The sequence below is a fragment of the Spirillospora sp. NPDC000708 genome (genome assembly GCF_040299565.1).
In the GTDB taxonomy this organism is placed as follows: Bacteria; Actinomycetota; Actinomycetes; order Streptosporangiales; family Streptosporangiaceae; genus Spirillospora.
Map to the genome: position 1 here is coordinate 1 of NZ_JBEPCJ010000057.1, position 13,080 is coordinate 13,080.

General features: G+C 73.4%; 11 protein-coding genes and 1 pseudogene. 9 read left to right on the top strand and 3 right to left on the bottom strand.

Going from position 1 to position 13,080, the window contains the following annotated elements; genetic code table 11:
• The 6 genes and pseudogenes from ABT299_RS32710 to argG form a co-directional block, all read left to right on the top strand.
• Positions 1–285 (top strand): annotated as a pseudogene (locus tag ABT299_RS32710) (hypothetical protein); the annotation flags it as partial.
• Positions 282–722 (top strand): roadblock/LC7 domain-containing protein, encoded by a 441-nt coding sequence (locus ABT299_RS32715; RefSeq protein WP_208267354.1) that lies wholly within the window; start codon positions 282–284, stop codon positions 720–722. The pseudogene ABT299_RS32710 and the gene ABT299_RS32715, both read left to right, overlap by 4 nt.
• Before the next feature lie 76 nt (positions 723–798).
• Positions 799–1,140, top strand: coding sequence for a DUF742 domain-containing protein (locus ABT299_RS32720; RefSeq protein WP_190867009.1), 342 nt, complete (start codon positions 799–801; stop codon positions 1,138–1,140).
• Positions 1,118–1,765, top strand: coding sequence for a GTP-binding protein (locus tag ABT299_RS32725; protein ID WP_190867007.1), 648 nt, complete (start codon positions 1,118–1,120; stop codon positions 1,763–1,765). Before ABT299_RS32720 ends, ABT299_RS32725 begins: the two co-directional genes overlap by 23 nt.
• Positions 1,766–1,849: 84 nt before the next feature.
• Positions 1,850–3,079 (top strand): styrene monooxygenase/indole monooxygenase family protein, encoded by a 1,230-nt coding sequence (locus ABT299_RS32730; RefSeq protein ID WP_190867005.1) that lies wholly within the window; start codon positions 1,850–1,852, stop codon positions 3,077–3,079.
• 180 nt (positions 3,080–3,259) lie between these two features.
• Positions 3,260–4,708, top strand: coding sequence for an argininosuccinate synthase (argG, locus tag ABT299_RS32735; RefSeq protein WP_500253093.1), 1,449 nt, complete (start codon positions 3,260–3,262; stop codon positions 4,706–4,708).
• Positions 4,709–4,774: 66 nt separating this feature from the next.
• On the opposite strand, the gene ABT299_RS32740 is transcribed toward argG, so the two are convergent.
• Positions 4,775–5,200, bottom strand: a complete 426-nt coding sequence (locus ABT299_RS32740) for a ChaB family protein (RefSeq protein ID WP_500253094.1) — start codon at positions 5,198–5,200, stop codon at positions 4,775–4,777.
• 228 nt (positions 5,201–5,428) lie between these two features.
• Here ABT299_RS32740 and panB point away from each other — a divergent pair, with 228 nt between their 5' ends.
• Together panB and ABT299_RS32750 are read left to right on the top strand one after the other, a co-directional pair.
• Complete coding sequence (gene panB, locus ABT299_RS32745; protein WP_500253095.1) at positions 5,429–6,301, top strand: 3-methyl-2-oxobutanoate hydroxymethyltransferase; 873 nt, start codon at positions 5,429–5,431, stop codon at positions 6,299–6,301.
• Between the two features lie 119 nt (positions 6,302–6,420).
• On the top strand, positions 6,421–7,221 hold the full coding sequence (locus tag ABT299_RS32750; RefSeq protein WP_387030889.1) for an SAM-dependent methyltransferase: 801 nt from the start codon (positions 6,421–6,423) through the stop codon (positions 7,219–7,221).
• Here ABT299_RS32750 and ABT299_RS32755 read toward each other — a convergent pair.
• Positions 7,218–7,766, bottom strand: coding sequence for a hypothetical protein (locus ABT299_RS32755; protein ID WP_387030887.1), 549 nt, complete (start codon positions 7,764–7,766; stop codon positions 7,218–7,220). The two genes, ABT299_RS32750 and ABT299_RS32755, sit on opposite strands and share 4 nt — an antisense overlap.
• Positions 7,767–7,814: 48 nt before the next feature.
• Positions 7,815–12,119: a tetratricopeptide repeat protein gene (locus ABT299_RS32760; protein ID WP_500253096.1), complete on the bottom strand. Its 4,305-nt coding sequence runs from the start codon at positions 12,117–12,119 to the stop codon at positions 7,815–7,817.
• Between the two features lie 171 nt (positions 12,120–12,290).
• Here ABT299_RS32760 and ABT299_RS32765 point away from each other — a divergent pair, with 171 nt between their 5' ends.
• Positions 12,291–13,067, top strand: a complete 777-nt coding sequence (locus tag ABT299_RS32765; protein ID WP_387030882.1) for a TVP38/TMEM64 family protein — start codon at positions 12,291–12,293, stop codon at positions 13,065–13,067.
• Positions 13,068–13,080 lie beyond the last annotated feature (13 nt).

Consider the following 13,080-nt stretch of genomic DNA (forward strand, 5'->3'; position numbering starts at 1 on the left):
GCGAGCCTGCGCCCCGTCGCGTCGCCGCCGCCGGACCCGCCGCCCGCGGACGCGCCCGCCGCGGACGCCGCGCCCGGGTCGTCCTTCGCCGACGACCTGGCCGCCTTCACCGCGGGCACGCGCCTGCCCGACGCGCCCGACGCGCCCGCCGAGGCGGCCGCGCCGGACGACGCGGCCGCGCCGGCCGATGAGTCCGCGCCCGGCGGCGCCGCGCCGGGCGAGGCGGCCGACGCCCCTGATGAGGCTCCGAAAGCCGCGCACGACCTGGAGGAAGGACGGCAGTGAGCATCGCCTCCACGGGCCCCAGCGGCCCCCAGGACTTCGGGTGGCTGCTGCGGCAGTTCGCCTCGTCCACCCCCGGCGTGACGTTCGCGCTGATCGTCTCGTCGGACGGGCTGGCGCTCGTCGAGTCGGGCCCGATGCCGTCGGAGTTCGTCGACCCGATGGCCGCGCTGACCAGCGGGATGATCAGCCTGGGCAACAACATCGCCAAGCACGTCGGCGCCGGCGGCTGCGACCAGGTGATGCTGAAGTTCGCGTCCGGGCACCTGTTGTTCATGGGGATCGGGCAGCTCGCCGGGCTGGTCGTGCTGGTCGGCGAGGGCGCGAACCTCGGCGCGGTCGCCCACGAGATGACGAAGTTCGTGCACGGCGCCGGGCACGTGCTGACCCCGCAGATGCGCGACGATCTGCGCCGCATGACCGAACAGGCGATGCCGTGACCGGCGCCGCGGGCGCCGCGCCCCGGCCGGTGCGTCCGGTGGGCCCGGTCCGTCCGGGCCTGCGGGGAGGAGGGACATGACGGCCAATCCGTGGGTGCGGCCGTACGTGCTGACCGGCGGGCGGACCCGGGGCAGGCGGCACCTGTTCGTGCACACCGTGGTGTCCGGCGCGGGCTACGACGCGGCGTTCGCCGAGCGGCTGCTGCCCGAGGCGCGGGCGCTGTACGAGCGCGCGCACACCGCCGCCGAGTCGGTCGCCGAACTGTCCGCGCACTGCGGGGTGTCGCTCGGGGTCACCCGCGTCCTGCTCGCCGACCTGGCCGCGGGCGACCGGATCGTGATCGCCGCCGAGGGCGCCTCGCCGTACGACCCGCACGTCCTGGAGAGAGTGATCGATGGTCTACGCGAGCTCGCCTGACCCGGGGCAGGGGCCGGAGGACGGGCGCCGGTCTCCGGGCGCGCGTCCGGCGGCGCCCCGCACCTCGGTCAAGATCGTCGTCGCGGGCGGGTTCGGCGTCGGCAAGACCACGCTGGTGGAGGCGATCTCGGAGATCCCGGCGGTGAACACCGAGGCGTGGATGACGCAGGCGGCCCGGACCGTGGACCCGCTCGCCGACGCGGGCGGCAAGACGACCACGACGGTCGCGATGGACTTCGGCCGCGTCACCCTGGCCTCCGACCTGGTGCTGTACCTGTTCGGGACGCCGGGCCAGCCGCGGTTCTGGCCGATGTGGGACGACCTGTGCCGCGGCGCGAGCGGCGCGCTGGTCCTGGTGGACACGCGCCGGCTGGACGTGTCGTTCCCGGCCGTCAACTACTTCGAGAACGACTCCGATGTGCCGTTCATCGTGGCGGTGAACCTGTTCGACGGGCGGCGGACGCACTCGCTGGAGCAGGTCGCCGAGGCGCTCCGGCTGGACCCGGGCGTCCCGGTCGTCGCCTGCGACGCCCGCGACCGCGGCTCGGTCGTCGGGACGCTGACGGCGGCGCTCGGCCACACCCTCGACCGGACCGCGGGACGCGGGACCGCCGCGGCCCGCTGACCCCGGCCCCGGCCGCGCCGGCGCCTCCGGGCAGGGCGTGCCGGGCCGCCCCGCATCCATGACGCCCCGCACAAGGAGGAAGCGTTGCGAAGGATCTTGATCGTCGGAGCGGGGCAGGCCGGCCTGCAGCTGGCCCTGAGCCTCCAGTCGGCGGGCTACGAGGTCACCGTGATGTCGGCGCGGACGCCGGACGAGATCCGCACCGGCCGGATCATGTCGACGCAGTGCGTGTTCTGGCCGCAGCTGCGGATCGAGCGCGAGCACGGGCTGAACCTGTGGGAGGACCGGGCGCCGAAGATCGTCGCGCAGCGGGTCACGGTGGCGGCGCCGCCCGGCACCCGCGCGTTCCAGACCCTCGGCCGCTGGGACGACTACGCGCAGTCGGTGGACCAGCGGGTCAAGATGGCGGGCTGGCTGGAGCTGTTCGAGGAACGCGGCGGCAACGTCGTCTACCACAGCGTGATGACGTCCGACCTGGAAGGGCTCTCCGCCCTGTACGACCTGACCCTCATCGCGGCGGGCAAGGGCGAGCTGGTGGACCTGTTCGACCGCGACGCGAGCCGGTCGCCGTACGACCGTCCGCAGCGCAAGCTGTCGTGCATCTACCTGCACGGGATGACGCCGTGGCCGGACCACCCCGAGCCGCACGTGCGGATCACCGCGACGCCCGGGGTCGGGGAGCTGTTCTTCATGCCCGGCTACACCAACACCGGGCCCTGCGACATCCTGCTCTGGGAGGCGGTCCCCGGCGGCCCGTTCGACGTGTGGGACGACCGTCCGGACCCCGCCGGGCACCTCGCCCGCACGCTCGAACTGATGCGGCAGTACGCGCCGTGGGAGTACGAGCGGACCGTCAACGCCGAGCCCACCGACGCCCGCTGCACGCTGTACGGAGGGTACGCGCCGGTCGTGCGGCGCCCGGTGGGGCGGCTGTCGGACTCCGCGCTCGTCCTCGGGATGGGCGACGTCGTGGTGGCGAACGATCCCGTGACGGGCCAGGGCGCCAACAATGCCGCGCGCTGCGCCGAGATCTACTTCCAGGAGATCCTGCGCAACGCCGACCGCCCGTTCGACGCGGCGTGGATGCAGCGGACGTTCGACGCCTACTGGGAGTACGCCAAGCACCCGACCGCCTACACCAACATGATGCTGGGGCCGCTGCCGGAGCACGTCCAGAAGGTGCTGGCGATCGCGGCGCAGAACGAGGCGGTCGCGTACCGGTTCGCCTACGGCTACGCCAACCCGAGCGATTTCTCGAACTGGCTGCTCGACCCCGCGAAGACCGAGGCGTACCTGGCCACCGTCACCGGCTGACGTCCCGCACCTCGGAAAACGCCCGTCGTCCAGGGCGTCGTCCAGGCCGTCCGGACCATCGTCAAGACCGCCGTGAAGGCCGTCCGTCCCCCGGGGCGGGCGGCCTTGCCCGTGCCGCAGTGCGCTGGATCACCATCCGCCGTGTTGCATGATCATGCATTGGCGTGCATACTTCTACTCATGTCCAAGGTGCTCACCTCTCTGCCTGTCGGCCAGCGCGTCGGGATCGCCTTCTCCGGCGGCCTCGACACCTCGGTAGCGGTCGCGTGGATGCGCGAGAAGGGCGCCGTGCCCTGCACCTATACCGCCGACATCGGCCAGTACGACGAGCCCGAGATCGCCTCGGTGCCGGGCCGCGCCACCGCCTACGGGGCGGAGGTCGCCCGGCTGGTCGACTGCCGGGAGGCCCTGGTGGAGGAGGGGCTCGCGGCGCTGGCGTGCGGAGCGTTCCACATCCGCTCGGCCGGCCGCGCCTACTTCAACACCACCCCCCTCGGCCGCGCCGTCACCGGCACCCTGCTGGTCCGCGCGATGCTCGAGGACGACGTGCAGATCTGGGGCGACGGCTCCACCTACAAGGGCAACGACATCGAGCGGTTCTACCGCTACGGCCTGCTCGCCAACCCGTCCCTGCGCATCTACAAGCCGTGGCTGGACGCCGACTTCGTCGGCGAGCTCGGCGGCCGGACGGAGATGTCGCAGTGGCTGCTCGAACGCGGCCTGCCCTACCGCGACAGCACCGAGAAGGCGTACTCCACCGACGCCAACATCTGGGGCGCGACCCACGAGGCCAAGGCCCTGGAGCACCTCGACGCGGGCATCGAGATCGTCGACCCGATCATGGGCGTCCGGTTCTGGGACCCCGAGGTCGAGATCCTCACCGAGGACGTCACCGTCGGCTTCGAGCAGGGCCGCCCCGTGACGATCAACGGCAAGGAGTTCACCACCGCCGTCGACCTGGTGCTGGAGGCCAACGCCATCGGCGGCCGGCACGGCATGGGCATGTCCGACCAGATCGAGAACCGGGTCATCGAGGCCAAGAGCCGCGGCATCTACGAGGCGCCCGGCATGGCGCTGCTGCACGCCGCGTACGAGCGGCTCGTCAACGCCATCCACAACGAGGACACCCTCGCCACGTACCAGAGCGAGGGCCGCCGCCTCGGCCGGCTGATGTACGAGGGCCGCTGGCTGGACCCGCAGGCCCTGATGCTCCGCGAGTCGCTGCAGCGCTGGGTCGGCACCGCCGTCACCGGCGAGGTGACGCTGCGGCTGCGGCGCGGCGAGGACTACTCGATCCTCGACACGTCCGGCCCGTCGTTCAGCTACCACCCGGACAAGCTGTCCATGGAGCGCACCGAGGACTCCGCGTTCGGGCCCGTCGACCGCATCGGCCAGCTCACCATGCGCAACCTCGACATCGCCGACTCCCGCGCCCGCCTGGAGCAGTACGCGGGGCTCGGCATGGTCGGGGACGCCCACCCGGCGCTGATCGGCGCCGCGCAGGCCGCCTCGACGGGGCTGATCGGCGCGATGTCCGCCGGCGGCGCCCAGGCGATCGCCTCGCGCGGCGAGACGACCACCGGCGAGGAGCTCCTCGACGCCGCCGCCATGGAGTCCGGCACCGACTAGCCCGCCGAGTCGTGGCGTGTCGCCCTTATCCGGCGCGGGACAAGGGCGACACGCCGCATTCCGACGTCAGGACCGCGCCTTGGCGGTCTTGCGGGTGTTGGCCTTCTCGATGGCCTTGACGAGCTGCTTCTTGCTCATCGTGGAGCGTCCCGAGACGTCCAGCCGCTTGGCGACGTCGTACAGGTGCTTCTTCGACGCGTTGGCGTCCACCCCGCCCGCGGTCTTCCGGGAGGTCCTGACGCCGCCCGCCGCCTGCCGGTCGGACGGGCCCTTCGCGCCCCGGGGCTTCGGCGCCCAGTGGTCGCCGATCTTCTCGTGCGTGTGCTTGAGCGCGGAGTAGGCGACGCGGTAGGCCCGCTGCACGCTCCCGTACTCCTTGGCGGCCGAGTCGTGCGCCTCCGCGAACGTGCGCTGCGCCTTGGCGTCCGAACGCTGGATGGTGCTGGGCAGCTCGCCCTTCTTGACCCGGCCGGTCCTGGTCGTCATAGGCATGATGCTGTCCTCCGTACGCATATCGCGTCCTTACGCACGGCGTACCCAGCCAGCTGGAACATCCACATCCACATCCGCGCGTCGCGGCGCGTCGGCATGAGGGTGACATGTCGCGACTCAACGGAGTCGGCGGGCGGGGCTCGATCCGTGGGCGGGGGCGTGTCAGGATGGGCGCGAGTCCGGAGACGCCGTCAGGGCGCTTCGAGATGAGCAACGGGAGCCGTCGTCATGACGCGTATTTCGCATGCCCGAAAGCAGGAGCCCGCAGAGCGCCGCACGTCCCTGTACGGGGGTGAGTTCTCCCGCCGGATCACCGTGCGGGACATCGCCGCCGCGAAGGAGAGCGGTGAGAAGTGGCCGATGCTCACCGCCTACGACGCGATGACCGCGTCCGTCTTCGACCAGGCCGGGATCCCGGTGATCCTGGTCGGCGACACGATGGGCGCGTGCCACCTCGGCTACGACTCGACCGTGCCGGTCACGCTGGAGGAGATCCTCGTCCTGTCCGCGGCCGTCGTCCGCGGCACCGAGCGGGCGCTGATCGTCGGCGACCTGCCGTTCGGCACCTACCAGGCGGGCCCGGAGCAGGCCCTCCGCAGCGCGACCCGGCTGGTCAAGGAGACCGGGGTCGGCGCGGTCAAGCTGGAGGGCGGGGAGCGCAGCGCCCGCCAGATCGACATCATGGTGTCGGCCGGGATCCCGATCATGGGCCACCTCGGGCTGACGCCGCAGTCGGTGAACGCGTTCGGCGGGTACCGGGTGCAGGGCCGCGGCGAGGCGGCGGCGCGGCGGCTCGTCCGGGACGCCCGCGCCGTGCAGGACGCGGGCGCCTTCGCGGTCGTGCTCGAAGCGGTGCCGGAGGAGGTCGCGACCGAGATCACCGCCGCGCTGGACATCCCCACCGTCGGCATCGGCGCGGGCCCGAACTGCGACGCGCAGGTCCTCGTCTGGACGGACGCGATGGGCCTCACGCCGGGACGGCTGCCCCGGTTCGTCAAGAAGTACTCGGGTCTCCGCGACACGCTGGACGAGGCGGCCCGTACCTTCGCGGAGGAGGTCGTGAGCGGCGCCTTCCCGGCGGCCGAGCACGCCTACCACTGACGGGAGTCCGCTCCGGGGCGGCCGGGCCGCCGGCCGCCCCGGACGGAATGGGGGCCTTTAGAGCGAAATGCCGGAGAATGGCGGTGATCGCCGAGAATTCGGCTGGAAAGGGGTGCGCGATGGAGGGCTCCGCGAAGGTCCCGCCGGCGGCCGGGGTGGACATGACCACGCCGAGCGTGGCGCGCATGTACGACTACTTCCTCGGGGGCAAGGACAACTACGAGTGCGACCGCGTCGCCGCGCAGGAGGTCGTCCGGGCGCTGCCCACGGTCGAGGGCGTCGCGCGGGCGAACCGGGCGTTCCTGCAGCGGGCGGTGCGGTTCGTCGCCGAGGCCGGGATCGACCAGTTCCTCGATCTCGGCACCGGGCTGCCGACGCAGGGCAACGTGCACGAGGTCGCCCGCGCGGTGCGGCCCGGCGCGCGGGTCGCCTACGTCGACAACGATCCGCTGGTGGCGGTGCACGCGCGGGCGCTGGTCGACGCCGACGACCGGACCGCCGTCGTCCAGGCCGACCTGCGGGATCCCGAGGCGGTGCTGGGCGATCCGCAGGTGCGCGCGCTGATCGACTTCGGGCGGCCGGTGTGCGTGCTGTTCGTCGCGGTCCTGCACTTCGTCCCGGACGAGCGGGATCCGGCCGGGATCGTCCGGCGGTTCGCCGAGGCGGTGCCGCCCGGCAGCCACGTGATCCTGTCGCACGCGGCGGTGGAGGAGCGGCGCAACGTGAACGTCGGGGCGACCTACCGCTCGCAGTCGGCGAACGCGGCCCTGATCGCCCGGACGCGCGACCAGGTGGCGGGGCTGCTGGACGGCCTGACGATCCTGGAGCCCGGCGTCGTCCCGCTGCACGAGTGGCGCCCGGTCGGCGGCGAGTACGTCACCGGCGCGGGCTGGACGGCCGTCGCCCGCAAGGACCGCTAGGCCGGCGAGCGCAGGAGGGCGGCGGCGTCGGACAGCGCCTTCCGCGTGTCCTCCACGGTGGTGTACCGGCCGTCCTCGTCCAGCCAGCCGTAGGTCGCGCGCCCCCGGATGCGGCTCTCGGCGACGACGAGCCGCCGCCCGGACCGTTCGAGGGCCGGACGCGCCTCGGTGGCCGCGGCGAGGACGTCGCCGCACTGCGCGAGCAGGTCCCGGACGTCGGCCGCCGAGCGCTCCCGGTCCATGTAGACGCCGCCCCAGCCGGTCTGGGCGAAGATCGCGACCGGCCCCCAGACGAGGTGGTAGTTGACGCAGTACGAGTTCACCCCGTGGCCCGCGTGGCACACGGCCATGTAGTCGCCGACGCGGCGGCTCATCGCTTCGGTGACGTGGTCCCGGAACATGTACATCGCCATCGGGTCGATCCCGCGGGTGGCGTACAGCCACTCGCCCCGCCGCCGCACGCGGGGCTCCAGGTCCGGCGGGACGGGCGGCGCTGACAGCCCCGCGCCCTCGAACACCTGACGCATCTCGTTGGCTCCGTCCACGGACGGAGCCTATCCCCGCGAACCCGGCCGATCCGGTGTGAAGGCCCGTTAGCGCTCCGATTCCAGGCGCGGCAGCTGGCCGCTCGGACCGGAGACGAACGGGGCCATGCTCATGGTGTCGGCGCCCTGGCCGCCGAACCGGCCGGGGCCGATGCTCACGTCTCCCGTGGGGCCGGACGACACCTGCTGGAGGCTCGCCGACAGGTCCGCCTCCACGCCGCCGGGGAGCTTGAGGCGGACCAGCAGCGGCAGCACGAATCCCAGCGCCACCAGGCCCACCAGCACCGGGGTGAGGGTGGCGAGGACCGTCGAGCTGATCCGGTTCGACAGGAAGAACCCGATCCACAGGGCGGCCAGCAGCGACGTCGCGATGGTCATGAGGATCGCGCTGCCCGCGGCCCCGCCGCGGGCGGTCCGCGCGCTCTCCTCGGCGAGCAGCAGCAGCCGGCGCCCCTCCACGTGCCCCGCGTCGCGCCGGACGCATTCCTTGAGGTACCGGACGGCGCGGCGGCGGTAGAACGGGCGGGTCCGCACCTCCGCCCCCGCCGCGGCGGTCTTGTACGTGGCGACCCCCGCGACGAAGTAGGCCTCCGCCTCGCCCGAGGCCCGCTCGATGGCCTCCTGCGCCGTGGTCACCGCCTCCCGGTACAGCTCGGGACGCTGCGTCGCGTCGCCCCGCTCCACCAGGAGCCGGGCCAGCGCCAGCAGCAGCTTCGGACGCGACGGGCCGTTCCCGGCGCGCTCCACCGCGTCCCGCAGCACGCGCTCGGCGGCGAGGAGGTCGCCCGGCGAGCGGGCCAGCCCGATCGCCAGCCCGATCGCGGCGGGGCCGCTCGCGGGGCTGAGCGTCAGCGCCTGCCGGAAGTGCCGGACGGCCTGCCGGGCCCGCGCGTCGGCCTCCGCCTCGTCCGACTCGCACTGCAGGCACAGGTTGCCGTACTCGATGTGCGCCTGCGCGTCGTAAGCGTCCCGCCGCAGGGCCTTGTCGAGCATCTCCTCCGCCTCCTCGAAACGCCCCAGGTGGACGTACAAGGAGGCCAGGTCGACGTAGCCGCCGTCGTACGGGTCGAGTTCGATCGTCCGCTTCAAATGGTGTTCGGCGGCCGCGTACTCCTCGCGCCGGTAGTAGAGGACGCCCAGGCACGTGTGGGCCATCAGGTGCCCCGGGCGTCTCTGCAGGAGGTCCAGGCAGAGCCGCTCGGCCTCGTCCCAGCGCGCCCGGTCGGGCCGGCCGGCCAGCGTCCAGGCCAGCCCCACCTGCCAGTCGCCGGCGCCCGCGCCGGCCTCGCACGCGGCGCGGAAGTGCCGCTCCGCCGCCGCGTGGTCGTCGCTGGTGAACGCCGCCCAGCCCAGGCCGGCGCACGCCTCGGCCCGCCGGCCGGGGCTCCTCGCCTCGTCGCGCAGGCTCTCGAACACCCGCCGCGCCTCCGCCGGGCGGCCCTGGTCGCGGTGGATCCAGCCGAGCTCCATGCGCAGCGAGGCGTTGCGGGGGTAGCGCTCGGCGGCGGCCGAGACCGTCCGCTCGGCCTCGGAGAAGCGCCGCAGCGACCGCAGCGTGGACGATCTCGCGATGACGGCGACGTTGAAGAGGGGGAGCAGCTCCAGCGCGCGGTCGAAGTCCTCCAGCGCCTCGGCGTACTCGTTCCGGTCGTCGAAGACCCTGCCCCGCGCGATGACGAGGGCGGCGTTCCCCGGCATGCGCGTCAGGGCCTCGTTCGCGGCCGCCTCCGCCTCGTTCGGCCGCTGCTGGAGGCGCAGGACCCTGATCCGCTTCTCGTGGGCCTCGACGTGGAACGGGTCCACGCCGATGGCCTGCTCGGCCGCGGTGAGCGCCTCGCCGTACCGCCCCAGGTCCTCGTACACGTCCGCCAACTCGACCCAGGTCTGGGCGTAGTTCGGGCGGAACGCGGCCTCGGCCCGGAGCAGGGACATCGCCTCGTCGTGGCGATCCAGCCTGCACAGCGCGGCCGCGCGTCCGTAGCAGGCGGCGCGGGTGGGTTCCGTGGCCGACGCCTGTTCGAACTCGGCCAGGGCGTCGCCGTACTTGCCCCGGTCATAGAGCGACCAGGCCAGGTGCTGGCGGAGCCGCGCCTTTCCCGGGTGGAGCGGCATCGCTTCCTGGATCGTCCGGACGGCCTCGTCCTGCCGGTCGAGGTCGTCGAGGAGGTCGGCGTGCTGCAACAGGACCGTGACGGACCGGGGCGAGGACTCCAGCAGGCACTGCGATTCGCTGAGCGCGTCCTCGTAGCGTCCGAGCCACCTGTGGAGATTGAGCAGCGCTTGCAGGATGTCGGGATCCCGGGGGAAGCGGTGCAGGGCGTCCCGCAGCACGCTCTCCGCTTCCGCATGGCGCCCCCGGTCCGAATGGACCTGCGCGAGTTCGAGGTGGTGCCGCACGATGTCCGGCCGCCGTTCCACCGCGTCGAGCGCGAGCGCCTCCGCCTCCTCGAACCGCCTCGCCTGCCGGAGCGAGGAGATGCGCAGGTCGGTGATGATCCCGACGTCGCCCTGCTCCGCTCCGGTCAGCTCGTCGAAGGCCGCGTCATGGCGGTCCTGCGCCGTCAGGACGGCGGCGAGCGCCTGGATCAGCTGCGCGTTGCCGGGCTTCTTCCGCAAGGCGTCGCGCAGGAACGACTCCGCCTCGCGGTACCGGTTGAGCCAGAGCAGCGCATAGCCGACGTCGACCTGGTAATACGGGTCGACGGGATCCAGTTCGACCGCTTTGCGGAACTCCTGGAGCGCCCGCTCGTCCATGTCGCGGGAGACGTGGAGGTAGCCGCACTCGCGGCGCAGGGCGGGGTCGTTGGGGAACCTGGCGACCGCCTGCTCCGCGGCCTCCTCAGCCTCGTCGAACCGCGCCGACCGCCGCAGGCAGTCGATGATCGACACGTGCGCCCAGACCTCGCCGGGATCGAGGTCGAGCGCGCGGCGGAAGTCCGCCAGCGCCTCCGGATAGCGTTCCTGGTCCCGGTACAGCCTTCCGCGCTCCAGGAAGTTGCCCGCCGAGGGAACGCTGTCGAGCGCGGCCCGGGACGCCTCCTCCGCCTCCTCGTAGCGGCGCAGGCGCCGCAACTCGGTCACCCGCCAGCTCAGCGCGAAGTCATCGAGGGGGTCCGCCTCCAGGGCCTTCTCGAACTGCTCCAGCGCCTCGGCGTAGCGCTCCTGCTCGTCGAGGAGCAGTCCCCATTCGTCGCGGAGCCGGGGCGCGAAGGGCACGAGCGCGACCGCGTCGGCGATGGCGGCCTCCGCGTCCGGGAAGCGGCGCAGGCTCCGCAGGGCGGTGGCGCGGCCGTCCAGAGCCCCCGCGTGCCGGGGGTGGAGGGCCAGGGCGCGTTCCGCCATGGCGAGGGCCTTCTCGTACCGCCGGAGCAGGAGATAGTGCCAGGCGAGCGCCGCGAGGAGGTTCGCGGACCGGGGATGCGCGCCGATGGCCCGTTCGACGGCCTCCTCGGCCTCCTCGTAGCGGCGGAGCTTGCGGAGGATGTCGATGCGCTGCTCCAGCGCGTCGGGGCAGTTCCCCTGGAGGCGGAGTGCCGCGTCGGCGTCGTCCAGCGCGTCTGTCAGGCGCCCCTCGTCCTCGGCGAGGTAGCTCCGGTGGACGAGGACGTTCGCCGACCGGGGGAGGAGCCGTGCGGCTTCGTCGGCGGCCGAGCGCGCGTCGTCGTACCGGCCCGCGCGGCGCAGCACCCTGACGCGCTCGCAGAGCATCACCCTGTCGTCGGGGTGGGCGCCCAGGACCTTCTCGTAGCGGTCGAGCGCGGCGTCGAAGCGATGCTGCTTCCGGTAGATGTCGCCGACGCTCTCGCTGATGCCGGGCGACTCGGGGTGGCGGGCCAGGGCGATCTCCGCGACGCGCTCCGCCTCGGCGTACCGGCCCAGCCCGGCCAGGATCTCGATCTTCCATTCCAGGGCGTTCTCGTCGTCCGGGCACCGGTCCAGGACGTGGTCGAGCCGCGCCAGCGCCGCGTCGGGGTGCTTCAGCACGTTCAGCAGCCGGGCCAGCGCCACCCCGATCGTCGCGCTGTGCGGGAAGCGCGCCAAGCCGTCCTCGGCGGTCCTGCGCGCCTCGTCGAAGCGGCACAGCCCTTCCAGCGCGGCCACCTGCCAGCCGATCGCGTCCTCCGAGCCGGGGTCGAGCGCCGCCGCCTCGGTGAGCCGGGCCAGCGCGGCGGCGAAGTCGTCCCGGTCGAACTCCAGCCGCCCCCAGGCCAGCTCGACCGCCGCCCTGCCCGCCCCGTCCGCCTGCTCGGCCGCGGCGGCCAGTTCGGCCTCGGCCGCCTCGTACTCGCAGCGCCGGCGGAGCCGGTCGGCGTTCGCCAGATGCACCCGCTCGTCGGCCACTGCCCCACGCACCCGCCCTCGCCTCGCGATCCCCGGCAGTCCGGATGGTAGACAAGATGTGCCGGCTTGTCGGTCCCTACGGCGATCTCGCGTCCGGCGGTGGCCGCGGAGGCGGCCGGTCGTGTTCTCTCAGGTTCGCCTCGTAGCCTGAAACGGACACCCATCCACACCGGCAGGAGACACATGAGCCCGCATCCCGCCGCCGCGCCCGTGCCGCCGCCGGGCGCGGGCGAGACCGCGCAGGAACCGGAGCCGAGCGGGGGCCCGCCCGTGTCGCGGGCCGCCGTCGTGAAGCTGCTGGTCCTGGGCGCGGTCCTGCTCGGCGTGGGCGTGGTCGTGGCGATCGCCGGGGGCGCGGTGTGGGGCGACGTCAGCGCCTGGGTCGACTCGCTCGGCTGGTGGGGGCCGCTCGTGTTCGCGGTCTGCTACGCCCTGGCGGTCACGGCGCTGGTGCCCGGATCGGTGCTGAACGCGTCCGCCGGGGCGCTGTTCGGCGTCGCCGTCGGCGTGGGGTCGGTCCTGGTCGGCGCCACCGCGGGCGCCGCGATCTCGTTCGCGCTGGCCAGGGCGCTGGGGCGCCCGGCCGTGGCCCGCTATGCCGGGTCCGGGCGGCTCGCCCGGCTCGACGCGTACCTGTCGCGCCGCGCGTTCGAGTCGGTGCTCGTGCTGCGGATGGTCGGGCTGTTCCCGTTCGGGGTGGTGAACTACGGCGCGGGCGTCGCGGGCGTCCGGTTCGCGCCCTACATCGCGGGCACCTTCGCCGGGATCATCCCGGGGACGCTCGTCTACACCGGGCTCGGCAAGGCGCTGCGCGAGCCCGGGTCCCCGATGGTGTGGATCGCGCCGGTCGGGCTGGTCGCGCTCAGCGGGTTCAGCTGGTGGCTGTCGCGGTACGTCCGCTCTCGGGGCGAGCGCGCCGAGGCGGGCGCCGTGCCCGCCCTCGCCGAGATCGACGACTAGCGCTTGACCTTGA